General features: G+C 55.6%; 12 protein-coding genes and 1 tRNA gene. 9 read left to right on the top strand and 4 right to left on the bottom strand.

The genetic code is table 11. The features are described 5' to 3' along the window. Positions 1-12 precede the first annotated feature (12 nt). Both CR46_RS0104805 and CR46_RS0104800 read right to left on the bottom strand, forming a co-directional pair. Positions 13-1,242, bottom strand: a complete 1,230-nt coding sequence (locus tag CR46_RS0104805) for an ABC transporter substrate-binding protein (protein ID WP_030070366.1) — start codon at positions 1,240-1,242, stop codon at positions 13-15. Between the two features lie 24 nt (positions 1,243-1,266). After that, positions 1,267-2,301, bottom strand: a complete 1,035-nt coding sequence (locus tag CR46_RS0104800; protein ID WP_030070365.1) for a phosphotransferase family protein — start codon at positions 2,299-2,301, stop codon at positions 1,267-1,269. Between the two features lie 650 nt (positions 2,302-2,951). Between CR46_RS0104800 and CR46_RS0104790 the strand changes: the two genes are divergently transcribed. After that, positions 2,952-4,232: a malic enzyme-like NAD(P)-binding protein gene (locus CR46_RS0104790; RefSeq protein WP_030070364.1), complete on the top strand. Its 1,281-nt coding sequence runs from the start codon at positions 2,952-2,954 to the stop codon at positions 4,230-4,232. Between the two features lie 78 nt (positions 4,233-4,310). Here CR46_RS0104790 and CR46_RS0104785 read toward each other — a convergent pair whose 3' ends face one another. Next, positions 4,311-5,132, bottom strand: a complete 822-nt coding sequence (locus CR46_RS0104785; RefSeq protein ID WP_030070363.1) for an acyl-CoA thioesterase — start codon at positions 5,130-5,132, stop codon at positions 4,311-4,313. Between the two features lie 111 nt (positions 5,133-5,243). Between CR46_RS0104785 and tadA the strand changes: the two genes are divergently transcribed. Beyond that, a complete protein-coding gene (gene tadA / locus CR46_RS0104780; protein ID WP_030070362.1) occupies positions 5,244-5,714 on the top strand; it encodes a tRNA adenosine(34) deaminase TadA in 471 nt (156 codons plus the stop codon). A 49-nt stretch (positions 5,715-5,763) separates the two neighbouring features. Here tadA and mltF read toward each other — a convergent pair whose 3' ends face one another. Further along, the gene (mltF, locus tag CR46_RS0104775) at positions 5,764-7,227 is read right to left on the bottom strand and encodes a membrane-bound lytic murein transglycosylase MltF (RefSeq protein ID WP_030070361.1); all 1,464 of its coding nucleotides are present in this window, start codon (positions 7,225-7,227) and stop codon (positions 5,764-5,766) included. Positions 7,228-7,409: 182 nt separating this feature from the next. On the opposite strand from mltF, the gene purL reads away from it, so the two are divergent. The 7 genes from purL to CR46_RS0104740 all read left to right on the top strand — a co-directional run bounded on the left by purL (position 7,410) and on the right by CR46_RS0104740 (position 17,158). Further along, positions 7,410-11,351 (top strand): phosphoribosylformylglycinamidine synthase, encoded by a 3,942-nt coding sequence (purL, locus tag CR46_RS0104770; RefSeq protein ID WP_030070360.1) that lies wholly within the window; start codon positions 7,410-7,412, stop codon positions 11,349-11,351. Between the two features lie 237 nt (positions 11,352-11,588). Continuing rightward, positions 11,589-12,380, top strand: coding sequence for an enoyl-CoA hydratase-related protein (locus tag CR46_RS0104765; protein WP_030070359.1), 792 nt, complete (start codon positions 11,589-11,591; stop codon positions 12,378-12,380). 1 nt (position 12,381) lies between these two features. Beyond that, on the top strand, positions 12,382-14,211 hold the full coding sequence (gene radD, locus CR46_RS0104760) for a DNA repair helicase RadD (protein ID WP_084180372.1): 1,830 nt from the start codon (positions 12,382-12,384) through the stop codon (positions 14,209-14,211). A gap of 71 nt (positions 14,212-14,282) precedes the next feature. Continuing rightward, a complete protein-coding gene (locus tag CR46_RS0104755) occupies positions 14,283-15,260 on the top strand; it encodes a segregation and condensation protein A (protein ID WP_030070357.1) in 978 nt (325 codons plus the stop codon). After that, on the top strand, positions 15,257-16,102 hold the full coding sequence (gene scpB / locus CR46_RS0104750) for an SMC-Scp complex subunit ScpB (RefSeq protein WP_030070356.1): 846 nt from the start codon (positions 15,257-15,259) through the stop codon (positions 16,100-16,102). The genes CR46_RS0104755 and scpB overlap by 4 nt, the downstream gene beginning before the upstream one ends. Next, positions 16,089-16,964, top strand: a complete 876-nt coding sequence (gene rluB, locus CR46_RS0104745; RefSeq protein ID WP_030070355.1) for a 23S rRNA pseudouridine(2605) synthase RluB — start codon at positions 16,089-16,091, stop codon at positions 16,962-16,964. The genes scpB and rluB overlap by 14 nt, the downstream gene beginning before the upstream one ends. A gap of 118 nt (positions 16,965-17,082) precedes the next feature. Then, a tRNA-Lys gene (locus tag CR46_RS0104740) sits at positions 17,083-17,158 on the top strand. Positions 17,159-17,396 lie beyond the last annotated feature (238 nt).

The following is a 17,396-nucleotide window of genomic DNA, read 5'->3' as shown; positions in this document are numbered from 1 at the left end:
TTGACACCCCTATCAGTTGACAACATAACGCTCAAGCCAGGCGTCCTGCAGCGCGGTCATCCAGCTGGGGTGAGGTTCGGCCAGGGTGTTGGAAAGTGCATCCACCGGCAGCGCTGAGGGGTGCTGCTCGCCTTGCTCGAACAGGGCCTGGTCGCTGTCGTCGAGCTGGCTGATGGCCAGCACGCTGCGGTCGCCCCACATGTCCAGCGACTGCTTTCTTGCCTGGGCCTCGGGCGACAGCAGGAAGTTGGCCAGCGCCATGGCGCCTGCCTTGTGGGGTGAATTGTAGGGAATGGCCACAAAGTGAACGTTGCCCAGGGTGCCATCTTCCAACACATAGCTGCGCACGCTGGGGGGCAGCTCATACTCCATGACGGCCACGGCCGCATCGGTGGGGTAGAAGGAAAACGCCAGGCTGAGCTCGCCATCACTCATCAGGGTGCGCAGGTTGGGGCCGGAATCGGGAAAGCTGCGACCGCTGCGCCACAGGTGGGGATGAAGCTCATCCAGGTAGGCCCATAGCGGCGCGGTGATTTCTTCAAAGTCGCTATCTTCCACCGGCTGGTAAAGCGCATCGTCCTGGTCGCTGAGTTCGATCAGCGCCTGTTTCAGGAAGGTGCTGCCGGTAAAGTCGGGAATCCGCGGGTAGCTGAATTGGCCGGGGTTTTGTTTAGCCCATTCCAGCAGGGCGTCAATGCTCTGGGGCGGTGCGTCCACCTGGGCGCTGTCATAATAGAAGGTGATCTGCGCCTTGCCCCAGGGGGATTCGTAGCCGTCAGTGGGCAAGGTGAAGTCGGTAACTACTTCCGGGTTGTTGTCCGGGTCGGTCAGGGCAAAGTGAGGCAGCGCATCGGCGAAGGGCCCGAACAGCAGATCCTGTTCGCGCATGGCGGCGAAGTTTTCGCCGTTGATCCAGATCAGGTCGATACTGCCCTCGTCGTCATTGCCAGCCTGTTTTTCCCCCAGCACCCGTGCCACCGCACTGCTGGTGTCGTCCAGTTTGACGTGCTCCACCTCGATCCCGAAGTCTGCCTGCATCTGTTCGGCGACCCAGGCAATATAGCGGTTGGTGCGCGCATCGCCGCCCCAGGCGTTCCAGTAGACGGTCTGGCCGTTGGCCTCTTCCAGCACCTTCTGCCAGTTATCCGGGGCAGGTGCGGCCACAGCAGGGAGTGCGCCGGGCAGTGAAAGAGCCAGCATGGCCGTGGCGATAACCGCCGAGAGTAGGGGTCTTGATTTCATCATGAGCCTCGTAAAAATCAGGTGCTAGAGCGTCGTTTGCAGGTTCAGCAGTTCGTTGTGAACGTGTTCGATGGCCGCTGGCGATAGATAGTGTTCGACCCGGTCGCGCACATGGGCAATCACGCTGGCATCGGTCAGCTCTGCCGACCAGTCCTGGCCGCGGTGCTCAGCATCTTTGCTGTGTAAATGCTGGGCGCGCCATTTGGCACACCAGGTCAGCGACCATAACCAGGTGGCCCGGCGACAGGCGATCAGGGTTTGTGCGCTGGGTGATTGGCCCATGCGCGCCTGCCAGCGGCGATAAAACTCAATCATCTGATCGTGGGTGAGCACCGCCTGGCTGTTCACATCCCAGGTGGTTGAGGTGTAAAGCGAGGTGTGAGCTAGATCAATCCCCGGCAGGCCATAACGGCCCTTTTCCAGATCAACCAGCACGGCCCGGCCATCCTGAGTGATGAGGAAGTTGCCGGGGTGGGTATCAAAACTGATCAGGCAGCGCTTTGAATCCGGCAGAGTAACCGGCAGGGCGTCGAGTTCGTCACGTACCCGGGCAATGGTGTCCGGGTTCAGGTCGGCCTTGTCCAGCCATTCGGCCTGGCGGCTGACCTCCTCGCGCATCGCCTGCCAGGGGTCGTTGGGGGCCAGCAGCGGCGCTGTCTGCGCGGGCAACGGCAGTTTGTGAAGACTGGCCAGCGCTTCCGCGATGCGAGGGAGATCTTCCGGCAGTTGCGCCAATCGGCCTTCGATGGCGTCGACCACCAGGCCGCCACGGGGCAGCGTCTCGCTTACCGGCAGAATGCCGTGCAGGCGGGGAACATGGCCACCGGCGCTGGCGCGCTCATAGCAGGCGGCTTCATAGGCCAGGTTATCGGCGGGGCCCAGATCCATCTGGCTCTGTTTGGGAAGCCGAGCAACCCAGTCATTGCCGGTGCGGTGAATCCAGATATGGTCGTGGGCCAAGCCGGTGTCCGCCATCAGCGAGAGTGTTTGGTAGGTAATACCCGCCTGTTGCAGGGCATTTTTCAGTGCTTGTAAACGTGCCTCAGTTGGTGTCGGCATAGCCTCATCCGCGTCGATATATGTTTAGCAATGCCAGTGAGTGGCTGTTCTTGTACCAACCTTACACGGTTATCAAGAAAAAGTGATTAAGACGCGGCAGAAGAGCGCAGACTCGTTTAATGCACGAAAATTCACAGCGCTAAATAATGGTAACGCTTTTGTTTAGCTGTATAGACGTGGGCTATACGAAAAATGGCACCTTGAGGTGTAATGCTTGTCAGTTAAGCTTGCCATAAGTGGGTTTAGAAGGGGGCCGTGTTGGATACCGGCCTGGTCTCCATAAGCATTCGGTTCACATATACATTCAATGCGTATTGTGCGATTTATTGGCAGCAAATTTTACTAGGTGCTTTAACACCTATTTTTCCACAAGCGTTTCTGCACAACCTACCCTGTTGAAAAGTTGGTTTTTTTTGCAGGTTTTAGTGGAATTTATTTCCATAAAATAATGCGTTGCATCAATAAGCAAACCTTTATGGCTGGTGTGTTTATGCATAAGTTGCAGCAAATAACGCTGAAAAGTTACGAACATGAAGGAAACAGAGTTAAAACGACTGTTTTTCTGCAAAGTTTACTACGTGCTTGAGACGCATAGGTTTTTTCTATATTCTGGAGTGACTTTTCTACTTTAGGCTGATTGGACCTTGACCATGATAGATGCAAATAAGCAAGCGGCTTTGGATTATCACGCTAAACCGATTCCCGGTAAGCTATCTGTGGAGTTAACCAAACCCACGGCTACCGCGCGTGATCTGGCGCTGGCGTATAGCCCTGGCGTTGCTGAGCCGGTTCGCGAAATCGCTCGTGAAGCGGAAAATGCCTATCGCTACACTGGTAAAGGCAATCTGGTTGCTGTTATTTCCGACGGGACCGCCATTTTGGGTCTGGGCAACCTTGGCCCGCTGGCCAGTAAGCCGGTAATGGAAGGTAAGGGCGTACTGTTCAAGTGCTTTGCAGGCATTAACTCTGTTGATATCGAAGTGGATGCTGAAAGTCCGCAGGCGTTTATCGATACAGTTGCGCGTATTGCGGACACTTGGGGTGGTATTAACCTGGAAGATATCAAAGCGCCTGAGTGTTTTGAAATTGAGAAAGCCTTGATTGATCGCTGCAGTATTCCGGTATTCCACGATGATCAGCACGGCACCGCCATTGTAACCGCAGCCGGCATGCTGAATGCGCTGGATATCGCGGGTAAACGTATTGAAGATGTAAAAATTGTCTGTATGGGTGCGGGCGCTGCGGCAATTGCCTGTATGCGTTTGTTAGTCTCTTGTGGCGCTAACAAAGAAAACCTAGTGATGCTGGATCGCCGTGGAGTCATTCACACTGACCGTGACGGTATTAATGAGTACAAGGCGGAGTTCGCCCGTGCTACCGACATGCGCACGCTAGACGATGCCATCGATGGCGCTGATGTATTTATTGGCCTTTCCGGTCCTGGGCTTCTTTCTGCCGAACAAGTGAAAAAAATGGCCGCAGATCCGGTTATTTTCGCCTGTACAAACCCCGACCCGGAGATTCATCCCGCTGTGGCTCGTGAAGCACGTCCTGATGTGATTATGGCGACAGGCCGTTCGGATTATCCGAACCAGGTAAACAACGTGTTGGGTTTCCCGTTTATTTTCCGGGGAGCCTTGGATGTTCGGGCGACACGTATTAATGAAGCCATGAAGTTGGCTGCGGTCCACGCCCTGAAGGATCTGGCCCGTGAACCTGTTCCTCAGGAAGTGTTAGACGCCTACGAGCGCACTGAAATGAGCTTTGGGCGTGAGTATATTATCCCGACGCCCGTCGATATTCGCTTGCTAGACCGAGTTTCCTCTGCAGTGGCTCAAGCAGCGGTAGATTCTGGCGTGGCACGTAAGCCTTATCCTGCCCACTATCCGCTGAAAACCATCAATGACGTTTACGGTAAATCAGTAGGTTAATTATCTGCTGATGTGTCACCCGCGCCCGCTAATTGCGGGCGTTGGTGTTTTTAGCGTGTATGTAATTGGTGTGTGTAATTAATGAGAAGGGTAGCGTACCAATCCCTCTTGAGCGCTAGAGGCCACTAAACGCCCATCACGGCGGTAAATATGGCCACGGGCTAACCCGCGGGCGCTGCCTGCCCAGGGAGAGTCAATCACATACAGTAACCAGTCATCCAAACGGGTATCTTCGTGTAGCCAAAGAGAATGGTCTAAGCTGGCAATGCGCAGTTTAGGGTCGGTGTATTTGACCCCGTGGGGAATCAACCCAGTGGTTAGCAGGTTGAAGTCTGAAGCATAGGAGAGCAAGTGGCGATGCAGTGCTGGATCATCAGGCAGCGTGCCGCCTGCTAAGCGAAACCATAGGCACTGGCCTGCAGGTGACGCATTATCTGGATTGCCCTTCAAGTGCAGAAATTCGATAGGGTGTCCTGGAAAGCGCGCGTGTTTAACGTCGCCACTTTCAATTAATGCTTCCGGCGTAGGCACGGTGGGCATTGCGCGCTGGTGGCTCATGCCCGTTTCATCGCTTTGAAATGAGGCGCTACAGAAAAAGATTGGTCGTCCTTTTTGAATGGCGGTGACGCGGCGAGTCGTAAAACTGCCGCCGTCGCGAATGGTATCTACTTGGTAGACTACCGGGCGATGAGGGTCGCCGGGACGCAGAAAATAGCCATGCTGGGAGTGTGGTCGGCGTTCATCGGGCACTGTGCGGGCGGCGGCTGCCAGTGCTTGGCCCAATACCTGTCCGCCGTATAGCTGAGGAAAGCCTAAGTCCTGGCTTTGGCCGCGAAATAGTGTCTCTTCAAGCATTTCTAGTTCTAGTAAACTTACCAGTGACTTCAGCGCATCGTTCATTCTCGGTATCCTTGGTGCTGTCTGTTTTGCCGCTGATGATGGCGAAGATATTTATGCGGCTATCACACAATTAAAACGATCGTTTTTTCTACCTTAGCGGAGTTTGCTTTGATACGCAGCGATGAATTTTATATGCACCGTGCGCTCGATCAGGCACATCTTGCTTTTGCCGAAGGAGAAGTGCCGGTGGGTGCTGTCGTCGTTGATGCCCAGGGAACCATTATAGGCGCAGGGCGAAACTCACCGGTAGCGAGCTGCGACCCCAGTGGTCATGCAGAAATTCGCGCGTTGCGAGAGGCCGGGCAGGAGCTAGGTAACTATCGCTTAGAAGGCTGTACGCTGTTTGTGACGCTTGAGCCCTGCATGATGTGTGCAGGGGCCATGGTTCATGCTCGGTTAGCGCGCTTGGTCTATGGTGCAGCAGAGCCGCGCACAGGGATGGTTGAATCAAAAGCCAATCTGCTTGCTCAGCCGTGGTTCAATCACCAAGTGGCAGTGACCAGAGGCGTGCTGGCAGCGCCAGCTAAAAAGCTGCTAAAGCAATTTTTTGCTACAAAACGTGAATCCATTACGCAGCGTTAAGGTGCCGCTATCCTCTGTGGATAAAAGCGCTAGGATTCGTCATCGTGACCTATTCCACTGGCGGAATAATATCAAAGAGTAACAGCGGCTCGTCGCTAACTAATGTCTGTTCCAACTGGAAAAATTGCTGACGACTGCGCTCAACGTACTCAATCATCTCGTAGTAACGACGAATATTGCGCACATAGATGACAGGCTCGCCGCCGCGCGCATAGCCATAGCGAGTTTGGCTGTGCCACTCCCGTTGCTGAAGTAAGGGTAGCGCTGCGCGTACATCCTGCCAGCTATTTGGGTCACCGCCGCGCATTTCAGCTATCTTACGGGCATCGTATAAGTGCCCAAGTCCCACGTTGTAGGCTGCCATCGCCATGTAGAGCCGATCATTGCCGACAATGCTTTCTGGTAGGCGATCTTTAATACTGCGTAAATAGCGTGCGCCACCGTCGATGCTTTGAGCCGCATCTGTACGATCGGCAATGCCCATCTCTTTGGCGGTTGGGTTAGTCAACATCATCAGGCCGCGTACGCCGGTAGGAGAGACGGCGTCGGGGTCCCAGTGAGACTCTTGATAGCCTACGGCCGCCAACAGCTTCCAGTCAAAGCCAGTGCTTCGAGCAGCTTCTTTGAAGAGCTCGGTATAGGTGGGCAGTCGTTCATCAAGATGGGCTAAAAACGTGCGTGTTCCGACGTACTCTAGATAGTCATCATGGCCAAAATAACGGCTGACTAACTGTTCCAACGTACCATTTTCTTGCAGCTCTTGAAGAAACTGGTTGGCTGCGTCCAATAACCCCAGCCCGCGCCCACTGGGAACCGCCCAGGTTAATGACAGTGGCTCACCTAAGAAGAAGCCGCGTTCGACGTTAGGAAAAAAAAGCCGGTTGAGACGAAACTGGTGATCAAAAATAACGGCCGCATCCAGCGTGCCGTTTTCCACCCGCGCCAGCAGCTCTGCCACTTCAAGTTCATGGGACTCTTTCCAGCTTAAGCTTGGGTAATCGCGTTGCAAAGCAAGAAGCGCTTGGCTAGTGCCTGCTTCACTCAGCGTGCCCAGTTCCAAGCCAACTAGATTTTCCGGTCCGTTGATACCGTTCAAGCCGCGACGATAGACCACCAGCGGCTGCATTTGAATAATCGAACGAGTGTAATGAATACCAGGCGAGTCGGGTAGCAGTGGCAATGCTGCAGCGCCCAGGTCACCTTGTTTTCGCACCGCAGGAAGCACGCTTTCAGGGTGATGGCTGGCATTAAGGTTTAGGCTAACGCCTAGGTAGTCAGCAAACCGATGCATTAATTCATATTCAAAGCCTGTGGGGCCTTGGCGGCCTTCGTAATAGGTGGTGGGCGTATTACGGGTATGAATAGTAATAAAATCTTTTGCAGTGATCTGAGCTAAATGTTCACCGGGCAGCTGCGAAGAGACGCGCGGAACTAACACTAGGAAAAGCGTGGCAGTCACTGCGAAATAAGCGTGTAAACGCTTCATAAAATGTCGGCAAATCAACGTCAGCATGGCGTCTTGTCGGCATGAAACAGGCTGCCACGATACCCAGCCTGAGTGACGCTGTCACCTTGTTGATTTCGTGTGGCCGCCGCTTTCCAGTATCATAGCCCCTATTAGTGTCATTAAAGAGGGCCGCGCTGCGGCCTGTTGATTTCCTGCACGAACTCTTCCTGCTTTAGAGGCTCCCAGATATGCTCGAACTGCGAGGCGCACCTGCCCTTTCTGCCTTCCGCCATGAACGGCTGCTAACGGTGTTGCGTGAACGTGTTCCCGAGGTGGAGGCGCTGTCCGCCCATTACGTCCACTTCATTGATCACCAAGACACGCTGGATGACGCCGCCCAAGAGCGTTTGGCCCAGCTGCTTGACTATGGAAGCCACGCTAGCCAAGACGTACCGGAAAACGCCCTGCGCTTTTTGGTAGTGCCTCGCTTGGGTACCCAGTCTCCCTGGTCCTCTAAAGCAACCGATATTGCCCATAACTGCGGGTTGCATCAAATCAGCCGCATCGAACGTGGGGTCGATTACCGGGTGGCGCTGAGCGGCGAACCAACTAGCGACGACCTGGAAGCGGTCAGTGCGCTGCTGCATGACCGTATGACAGAGAACGTGCTGGCTGACGTCGCTGATGCGGTCAAACTGTTTGCCCATCACGCACCTGCCCCGCTGGGCAGTGTTGATATTTTGGAAGGCGGCCGCGAAGCGTTGGCAACCGCCAACCGTGAATTAGGGCTGGCGCTTGCCGACGATGAAATCGACTATCTGGTGGCTGCGTTTGTTGAGCTTGGCCGCAACCCTAGTGATGTCGAGCTAATGATGTTCGCTCAGGCCAACTCTGAGCACTGCCGCCATAAAATCTTTAACGCAGACTGGGTTATCGACGGTGAAGCCCAGAGTCATTCGCTGTTTAAAATGATTAAAAACACTTTTGCGACGTCGCCAGATAATGTGCTCTCGGCCTATAGCGACAACGCGGCGGTGATCAAAGGAAGTCATGGTGGGCGCTTTTTCCCCACGCCTCTGGTCGGCGCTGAGGGCGAGCGGGCAAGCTATGATGCCCATCAAGAGCCGATCCACATTTTGATGAAGGTGGAGACCCACAACCACCCCACAGCGATTGCGCCATTCCCAGGCGCAGCGACCGGTTCTGGCGGTGAAATACGTGATGAAGGGGCGACCGGTATCGGCGGTAAGCCGAAGGCGGGTCTGTCAGGCTTTACCGTCTCTAACCTGCGTATCCCGGAGTTTGTGCAGCCCTGGGAAGCCTTTGACTACGGCAAGCCTGAGCGTATGCAGTCAGCGCTGCAAATTATGTTGGATGGCCCTATCGGCGGTGCCGCATTTAATAACGAGTTTGGCCGTCCTAACCTGACGGGCTACTTCCGCACCTATGAGCAGGATACGCTGAGCGACGATGGCATAGAACGTCGTGGCTTCCACAAGCCGATTATGCTGGCCGGTGGTTATGGCAATATTCGTGCTCACCATGTGCAAAAAGGTGAAATTCCCGTTGGTGGCAAGCTCATCGTGATGGGTGGTCCGGCCATGCTGATCGGTTTGGGCGGTGGCGCCGCGTCTAGCATGGCCTCTGGCGAGTCTAGCGCGGACTTGGACTTTGCCTCGGTGCAGCGAGAAAACCCAGAAATTGAGCGTCGCGCCCAAGAAGTCATCGACCGCTGCTGGGCTCTGGGCGATCAAAACCCGATTCGTTTTATTCACGATGTAGGCGCCGGCGGTCTTTCCAATGCCCTGCCGGAGCTGGTCAAAGACGGCAATCGCGGTGGTGTGTTCGATCTGCGTGCAGTGCCTAACGCCGAGCCGGGCATGAGCCCGCTGGAAATTTGGTGCAACGAAGCCCAAGAGCGCTATGTGCTGGCCGTTGCCCCTGAAGACCTGGATACTTTTGATGCCCTATGCAAGCGCGAACGCTGCCCCTATGCGGTGGTTGGTGAGGCCCTGGAGCATCATCACCTGGAAGTGCGCGACGGCCATTTTGATACCAAACCGGTCGATCTGCCGATGAGCGTGCTGTTTGGCAAACCGCCGAAAATGACGCGCTCGTTTGAACGTCAAACGCCTGAGCTGTCTGGCGTTATGCTCGATAACCTAGATCTACGCGAAGCGATGGATCGGGTGTTGCGTCTACCTACGGTGGCATCGAAAAGCTTCTTGATTACCATTGGCGACCGCTCAATTACCGGTCAAGTCGCCCGTGACCAGATGGTTGGCCCTTGGCAAGTGCCGGTGGCCGACGTTGCCGTTACCACCGCAAGCTTCGACACCCACGCTGGTGAAGCCATGGCAATGGGCGAACGTCCGCCGGTAGCATTAATTAACCCTGCTGCCAGCGCCCGTCTAGCCGTTGCCGAAGCGATTACTAACCTAGCCGCTGCGCCCATTGCCAAGCTGTCGGATATTAAGCTCTCAGCGAACTGGATGAGCGCCGCTGACCATCCTGGTGAAAACCAAGCGCTTTATGACGCTGTGCATGCTGTTGGTATGGAGCTGTGTCCGGCGCTAGGCATTGCCATTCCGGTGGGTAAGGACTCCATGTCCATGCGCACCGCTTGGCAGGAAAGTGATGAGGCTGACGAAAACAGTGCTGACGAAAAGAGCATTACATCGCCGCTTTCGCTGGTGGTAACTGGGTTCGCGCCGGTCACCGATGCAATGGCGACGTTAACGCCGCAAATCAACCTAGACCAAGACGAATCCGACCTGATTCTAATTGACCTGGGGAATGGCCAAAACCGCTTAGGCGGCTCTGCGTTGGCGCAAGTCTATGGTCAAGTCGGTAACGAGTGTCCTGATGTTGATGACCCAGAAGACCTGAAAGCGTTTTTTGAAGTCATTCAGGGGCTCAACCGCGACGGTAAACTGTTGGCCTACCATGACCGTAGCGATGGTGGCCTGCTAGTGACGCTGTTGGAAATGGCCTTTGCGGCCCACGCGGGCCTTGAGATTAAACTGGATTGGCTGATTGACGAGCCGGTGGAAGCTTTCAACGCACTGTTCTCCGAAGAGTTAGGCGCGGTCATCCAGGTGAGCCGTGAGCACACTGAAGAAGTGCTCACTCAGTTTGCTGTTGCAGGTATCGAAACATGCGGTGTTATTGCGCGCCCTCGTTATGACGATCAGGTGCGGGTAACGCTGTTTGAAGAGCCACTGTTGGAAACCACCCGCCAACTGACCCAGCGCACCTGGGCGGAAACCAGCTACCGCATGCAGGCGCTGCGTGATAACCCCGAATGTGCCAAGAACGAATTCGATAATCTGCTGGACGTCCGTGACCCTGGCCTAAGCGCTGCGCCTAGCTTTGATATTAATGATGATATCAGTGCGCCGTTTATTAACACTGCCAAGCCCGCTGTTGCCGTGCTGCGTGAGCAGGGCGTGAATGGCCAAGTCGAGATGGCTTGGGCGTTCCACAAAGCAGGCTTTGACGCAGTGGATGTACACATGAGCGACATCCTTGAAGGGCGTGTTTCCCTTGATGAGTTCAAAGGGCTCGTCGCCTGCGGTGGTTTCTCTTATGGCGATGTACTAGGTGCAGGCGGCGGTTGGGCGAAATCGGTGCTGTTCAATGAGCGTGCCCGTGAGCAATTTGCCAACTTCTTCACCCGTGATGACAGCTTCTCGCTGGGCGTGTGCAACGGTTGTCAGATGCTCTCGCAGCTGAAATCACTGATTCCGGGCGCTGAAAGTTGGCCTGCGTTTGAGCGTAACGAGTCCGAGCAGTTTGAAGCTCGCGTGGCGATGGTGCGGGTAGAGAAAAGCCCATCGATTCTGCTGGCCGGTATGGAAGGCTCTAAGCTGCCGATTGCGGTGGCTCATGGCGAAGGGCGTGCCGAGTTCCGCGATACTGCACACTTGCGCAGTATGCAGTCCAGTAGTCAGATAGCGTTGCGTTATATCGATAACTACGGCCAGGTAACGACCCGCTACCCGGCCAACCCCAACGGCTCGCCGTCAGGGATCACCGGCCTCACCACGCCGGATGGCCGCGTCACCATTATGATGCCTCACCCAGAGCGGGTGACCCGTGCGGTCACTAACTCCTGGCGTCCGGCTGAATGGACGGAGGACGGCGCTTGGCTACGCTTGTTCCGTAATGCCCGCGTATGGCTGGGCTGATACGCCCTGCCATGCTAAAGAAAAGCGGCCTGCGGGCCGCTTTTTGCTAGGGGGGAGCTCTAGGAGGGCAAAGCAGTACAGCAATGGCGAAAGTAAAATAAAACGTTTGTTTGAAAAGCGTTCATCTTCGCGCCACACTCACTTCATAGACGCGGTGATCAGTTTATCAGCGGATTAGCCCACACACGCAGCGATCGCCCATCGGTGGCGAGCCAAAGAAAGTTTCAGGGAGCCCGAATGCATCACATCTTCAATGAGCGTGTAGCGCTAACCTTTGCCGACCATGTAGCCGACGTTATGTTGTCGCGCCCCGTCCATCATAATGGTTTGGATTGGGCCATGATCGATGGCCTGCTGGCAGCCCAGCAGCACCTGCCCCAGCTTGCTGGGCTGCGGGCGGTGGTTTTAAGCGGTGATGGTGATAGCTTTTGCGCAGGGCTAGATATGGCGTCGATCATGAGCGAGGCGGAGCGGCTGCCCACCCTGCTGGCGCCTGACGACGCGGGTATCAACCCAGTTCAGCGCTTGGCGCTAGGCTGGCGCGAGGCGGGCGTGCCCGTGGTGGCTGCTCTGCATGGGCATGTTTACGGTGGTGGCCTGCAGATAGCACTGGGTGCCGATATACGCATTCTTCACCCTCACGCGCGCCTGGGGCTGCTGGAGATCGACTGGGGCATTATCCCCGATATGGCGATTAGCGTGACAGGCATGGGGCTGCGTCAGGATGTGCTTCAAGAACTGGCGATAAGCGGGCGCAAGGTATCAGGGGAAGAGGCGTACCAGCTGGGGTTAGGCAGCCGCCTAAGTGATGTGCCCCAGGAAGCAGCTCGTGAAACCGCAGCGCTTATCGCCTCGCGCTCACCTCGGGCGGTGGCGGCTGCTCGTGAGCTGTTCGCTCGCGCGCCGGATCTAGCCCATGGCGAGCGGCTGGCCCTTGAAGCGCATTTGCAGCAGCAGCTGTTGGCGGGTGCCGAGCATCGCGAGGCGGTAAGCGCACGGATGGAGCGTCGCGCCCCGCGCTTCGACTAATATGTCTTCATTCAGCTCGTCCAGCAGCGCTAGTTCCGCTTCGCCGCCCAGCTTGCGCCCTTACCAAACAGAGGCAGTCAAGCGGGTGGTGGAGCACTTCCGCGCGACCAGTGCGCCCGCGGTGGTGGTATTGCCTACCGGTAGTGGCAAGTCGCTGGTCATTGCTGAGCTTGCCAGGCTTGCCCGTGGCCGCGTTCTGGTGCTGGCCCACGTACGTGAGCTGGTCGAGCAAAACCATGCTAAATATCAAGCCTATGGGCTTGAGGCAGATATTTTTAGCGCGGGTCTCAAGCGTAAAGAAGCCAGCCGACAGGTGGTGTTTGGCTCGGTGCAGTCGGTGGTGCGCAACCTAGAGCGTTTCAGCGATGCAAGTTTTACGCTGCTAGTGATAGACGAGTGCCACCGGGTCTCGCTGGAAAAAGACGCCAGCTATCGCCAGGTGATTGAACATCTTCAGCATCACAACCCGCAGCTAAAAATTCTCGGTTTAACTGCCACGCCGTTTCGGTTGGGGCAGGGGTTTATCTACCACCGTCACCACCATGGCATGGTGCGCGGTGATGACGCGTGCTTCTTTGCCGACTGCGTCTTTGAACAGCCGCTACGGCTAATGGTGAAACAAGGCTTTTTGGCGGAGCCTAAACGGCTGGATATGGCCATTGAAGGCTACGACTTTTCCGCCTTGGCTCCTGCCTCCAGTGGGCTGTTTCGTGAGGAAGAACTCAACCGTGTTGTTGCCGGTAGCCGCGTTACGCCAGGGATTATTGCCCAGGTGGTTGAGTATGCCGCCGCGCGTCAAGGGGTGATGATTTTTGCCGCCACGGTCGCCCATGCCGAAGAAATTATCAGTTATTTACCCATCAACCAGTCAGCGCTGATTACCGGTGCGACGGCCTCTCACGAACGTACAGCGCTGATTGAGGCGTTCAAGGCGCGTGAACTTAAATTTCTTGTTAACGTCGCCGTGCTGACGACTGGATTTGATGCGCCCCATGTGGATTTAATCGCCATTCTGCGGCCCACAGAATCGGTAAGCCTTTATCAGCAAATTGTTGGCCGAGGGCTGCGTCTTTCGCCGGATAAAGCCGACTGTCTAGTGTTGGATTATGCCGGAAACCCCTGGGACCTCTATGCGCCAGAGGTCGGCGAGCCAAAGCCGGACAGTGACAGCGAGCCAGTACAGGTTGAGTGCCCGGCCTGTGGTCATGCCAATCTATTCTGGGGTAAACGTGATGGTGAGCTGGTAATTGAGCATTTTGGCCGTCGATGCCAAGGGCTGGTAGATAATCCCAATCCACCTGCTAAGCCAGGCAAGGGCAGGTGGGGCACCAATCAAAAGCAGTGTGACTTTCGTTTTCGCTTTAAAGTCTGCGAGCAATGTGGCGCTGAAAATGATATTGCCGCCCGCCGCTGCCACGGTTGCGAGCAATTGTTGGTAGATGCTGACGATAAGCTCAAAGATGCGCTTAAATTAAAAGATGCCAACGTGCTGCGAGTCAGCGGTATGCAGTTAGAGGCCATCACGAATGGGCGAGGGCTGCCGCGATTAAAAGTGACCTATTACGATGAAGATGGCGCCAGCTTGGCCGAGTGGTTTGCGCTGGAAACGCCGGCTCAGCGGCGGGCATTTTATGCGGTTTTCTTACGTCACCATTTGCGTGCGCCAGGGACTAAGTGGCAGCCTGCTTCGCCAGCTGAGGTGGTCGAAGAACAGCGCCGCCTACGCCACCCAGACTTTGTGGTGGGCCGTAAAGTTGGGCGGCACTGGCAGCTTCGCGATAAGCTGTTTGACTACCAAGGGCGCTACCGTAAAGCCGCCGAGGCAGGCTAGGTGCCGCCACGGCTTGCACGCTGTTACACTGGCCATCATGGATGTTTAACTGATAAAGGAATACGCCCTGCGTGAGCGAGACGCCAAGCGCTACCGTTGACCATGACTCTCTCGACGCCCTCGCCACAGCACCCATGGCGGAAGTGCTAGGGCGTCTGTTTGATGAGCCCATCATGCAGCTGCCGGAGGATCTGTATATTCCACCGGAAGCGCTGCGCGTGTTTTTGGAAGCCTTCGAGGGGCCGCTTGATCTGTTGCTCTATCTGATTCGGCGCCAAAACCTGGATATTCTCACGATTAACGTGGCAACCATTACGCACCAGTACATTGAGTACGTCGAGCTGATGAAAGCCATGAAGATTGAACTGGCCGGTGAGTACCTGTTAATGGCAGCGACGCTGGCGGAAATTAAGTCGCGCTCACTGCTGCCGCGCCCGCCGAAGGCGGAAGGCGAAGAGGAAGAAGATCCCAGGGCTGAGCTGATTCGCCGCCTGCAAGAGTACGAGCGTTTAAAAGAAGCAGCCGAAACGTTAGACACGCTGCCTCGGGTTGGGCGTGACTGGTTCAGCGTTCAGGCAGGGTTGCCACCGCTGGAAGCGCGAGTGATTCACCCTGACGTGGGGTTAGACGAACTGTTAGGGGCGCTGTCGGACATTCTGAAGCGCGCTGAGCTGACACAGTCCCACCAGATCAGCCGCGAGGTGCTGTCTACCCGAGAGCGCATGCTGAAAATTATGGAGCAGCTAAGTCACGACGCTGAGCACCAACGCTATACCCCCTTTGAAGCGCTGTTTACGTTGGAAGAGGGGCGCGCTGGCGTCGTAGTGACGTTTATGGCCATTTTAGAATTAGCCAAAGAAGCCATGATTGAAATTGTCCAGAATGCGCCGCTGTCGCCCATTCATGTGCGTGCGCGTCAAGCGGCCTTGGCAGATAGCGAAGAGAGCGCGTTTGTAGACGTAGACAGCGAAGACGATGCCTCTGAGTCTGCGTTTGACGAAGTGGTGTTTGAAGAGCCAGCGTTTGAACCTGACGAGGAGTCGCCGTGAGAGACACCACGTTAGACGATATTATTGAAGCAGCGCTGCTTGCCGCTGGCGAACCGCTTTCCTTAGAGCGGCTTGAAACGCTGTTTTTAGAAGACGAATGCCCGCCCAGAAAAGCGCTGCGGGATGCATTGGCTCGTCTTGAACTGCGCCATGAAAACGGGGCGCTGGAGCTGGTGGAAACGGCATCCGGCTTTCAGCTACGTATTCGGCCACGGCTTTCGCACTGGGTGTCGCGGCTATGGGATGAGCGGCCGCAGCGTTACTCACGGGCGCTGCTAGAAACGCTGGCGCTGATTGCCTATCGCCAGCCAGTAACGCGAGGCGATATTGAAGACGTGCGCGGCGTCAGTGTTAGTAGTTCGATTATGCGTACGTTGATGGAGCGAGGGTGGGTTCGCGTAGTAGGCCATCGAGATGTGCCCGGACGCCCCGCTGTTTATGCCACTACTCGTAGCTTTTTAGATGATTTTGGCCTGAAAACCTTGGATGCATTGCCGCCCATGCATGAACTGGTCAATGCTGATGATCGCGATACGGATATTGGGCAAGATGAAGCGCAACCAGCACTGGACGAAACGCCTGAAACCGTGCAGGATGCGCCACCCCAGAGTGAAGAGATAACCTCAGCTGAGAGTGTTGCTGCTGAGAGTGTTGCAGCAGAGATTGTTACAACAGAGATTGTTACAGCAGAGATAGCTGATAAACACGCCGAGACGGCGTTAACCCAGCCGCTGAGTTTCGCCGATTTAGAGGCGCGCCTAGCGGCACGTGCGCAGCGTAACGACGATGATGCGCGCACGCAGACTAACGATGTGAGGTCAGACGACCATGAGTCAGAGTAATAACACCACGCCCCCGACCAGCGAAAAGCTGCAAAAAGTATTGGCTCGGGCAGGGCTGGGTTCTCGCCGAGAGATGGAAACTGCCATTTCCGACGGCCGAGTAAAGGTGAATAGCCAAGTCGCCAAGCTAGGTGACCGGGTAGAAGCCCGCGACAAGGTAAGTTTTGATGATCGCCCCGTGTCACTGCGGCCCGAAGAGGAAGTGCCGCGCCGGGTGATTATGTACAACAAGCCAGAAGGCGAACTGTGCACCCGTAAAGATCCAGAAGGGCGTCGCACGGTGTTCGAACGCCTACCGCGCCTGAAAGGCGAGCGCTGGATTGCCATTGGCCGCCTGGATATTAACACCAGTGGCTTGTTGCTCTTCACCACAGACGGCGAGCTTGCTAACCGCTTAATGCACCCATCAACCCAGGTAGAGCGTGAATACGCGGTGCGGGTGATGGGTGAGGTCAAGCGCGAACACATTGTTGCGATGGTCGACGGCGTGATGCTAGAGGATGGCCCGGCGCGTTTTACCGACGTACAAGAGTTCGGTGGTGAAGGCATTAACACCTGGTTTCACGTGGTGATTTTAGAAGGTCGTAACCGCGAAGTGCGTCGCCTGTGGGAATCCCAAGGGCTCACGGTTAGCCGCTTAAAGCGGGTGCGCTATGGCAATATCTTCCTTGATAAGCGCGCCAAAGCAGGCGAGTGGGTAGAGCTTTCCCAGGACGAGGTCGATGACTTGGCCACGTTGGCAAATCTAGAAACCCGCAAAGTGCCCGCATTAACGCCAGATGAGAAGAACCGTTGGAGCCGCGATAAGCACAAGCGCCGCCCGGTTCAAGCTATGCGCAAGCCAAAGCCTAAGCGTGGTTAATAATTAAGTATGGTTGGTAGTAGTTCGAAGAAGTGTTTTTGACGGATGTGTATTGGTAAAAGGTAAAAAAGGCTTGCTATTAGCAAGCTCTATCCGTACTATATGCATCCGTTCGAGGGGGTCGTTAGCTCAGTTGGTAGAGCAGTTGACTTTTAATCAATTGGTCGTAGGTTCGAATCCTACACGACCCACCAAATTTAACGCCCTTGGTAGCTTGCTGCCAGGGGCGTTTTGCTATTTGGTGATGAAGCCAACTAACGCACACTTTATGCTTGCAGCGGGCAACGATTTAACACCACAATAGTCCTAGTTATAGCTACCAATGATGTCATGGTAGCGCTGTCCACTTATGGTGGGCAGAGCGATGAGTCCCCGCGAAAGACGCAGCGGCTTATCGCATCGAGTGCGGCGTTTGCAAAGTGCACACGCCGT

This window comes from Vreelandella neptunia (assembly GCF_000712975.1).
Taxonomy (GTDB): domain Bacteria; phylum Pseudomonadota; class Gammaproteobacteria; order Pseudomonadales; family Halomonadaceae; genus Vreelandella; species Vreelandella qaidamensis.
The sequence above is the reverse complement of the archived record's forward strand: the minus strand, read 5'-3'. Positions and strand labels throughout refer to the sequence as shown.

What these genes read in the sequence shown, in the direction of transcription:
- CR46_RS0104765 (WP_030070359.1), top strand. Translation starts at nt 11,589, where the DNA reads ATGCATCACATCTTCAATGAGCGTGTAGCGCTAACCTTTGCCGACCAT.
- CR46_RS0104805 (WP_030070366.1), bottom strand. Translation starts at nt 1,242, where the DNA reads ATGAAATCAAGACCCCTACTCTCGGCGGTTATCGCCACGGCCATGCTG.
- purL (WP_030070360.1), top strand. Translation starts at nt 7,410, where the DNA reads ATGCTCGAACTGCGAGGCGCACCTGCCCTTTCTGCCTTCCGCCATGAA.
- mltF (WP_030070361.1), bottom strand. Translation starts at nt 7,227, where the DNA reads ATGCTGACGTTGATTTGCCGACATTTTATGAAGCGTTTACACGCTTAT.
- CR46_RS0104800 (WP_030070365.1), bottom strand. Translation starts at nt 2,301, where the DNA reads ATGCCGACACCAACTGAGGCACGTTTACAAGCACTGAAAAATGCCCTG.
- CR46_RS0104785 (WP_030070363.1), bottom strand. Translation starts at nt 5,132, where the DNA reads ATGAACGATGCGCTGAAGTCACTGGTAAGTTTACTAGAACTAGAAATG.
- radD (WP_084180372.1), top strand. Translation starts at nt 12,382, where the DNA reads ATGTCTTCATTCAGCTCGTCCAGCAGCGCTAGTTCCGCTTCGCCGCCC.
- rluB (WP_030070355.1), top strand. Translation starts at nt 16,089, where the DNA reads ATGAGTCAGAGTAATAACACCACGCCCCCGACCAGCGAAAAGCTGCAA.
- CR46_RS0104790 (WP_030070364.1), top strand. Translation starts at nt 2,952, where the DNA reads ATGATAGATGCAAATAAGCAAGCGGCTTTGGATTATCACGCTAAACCG.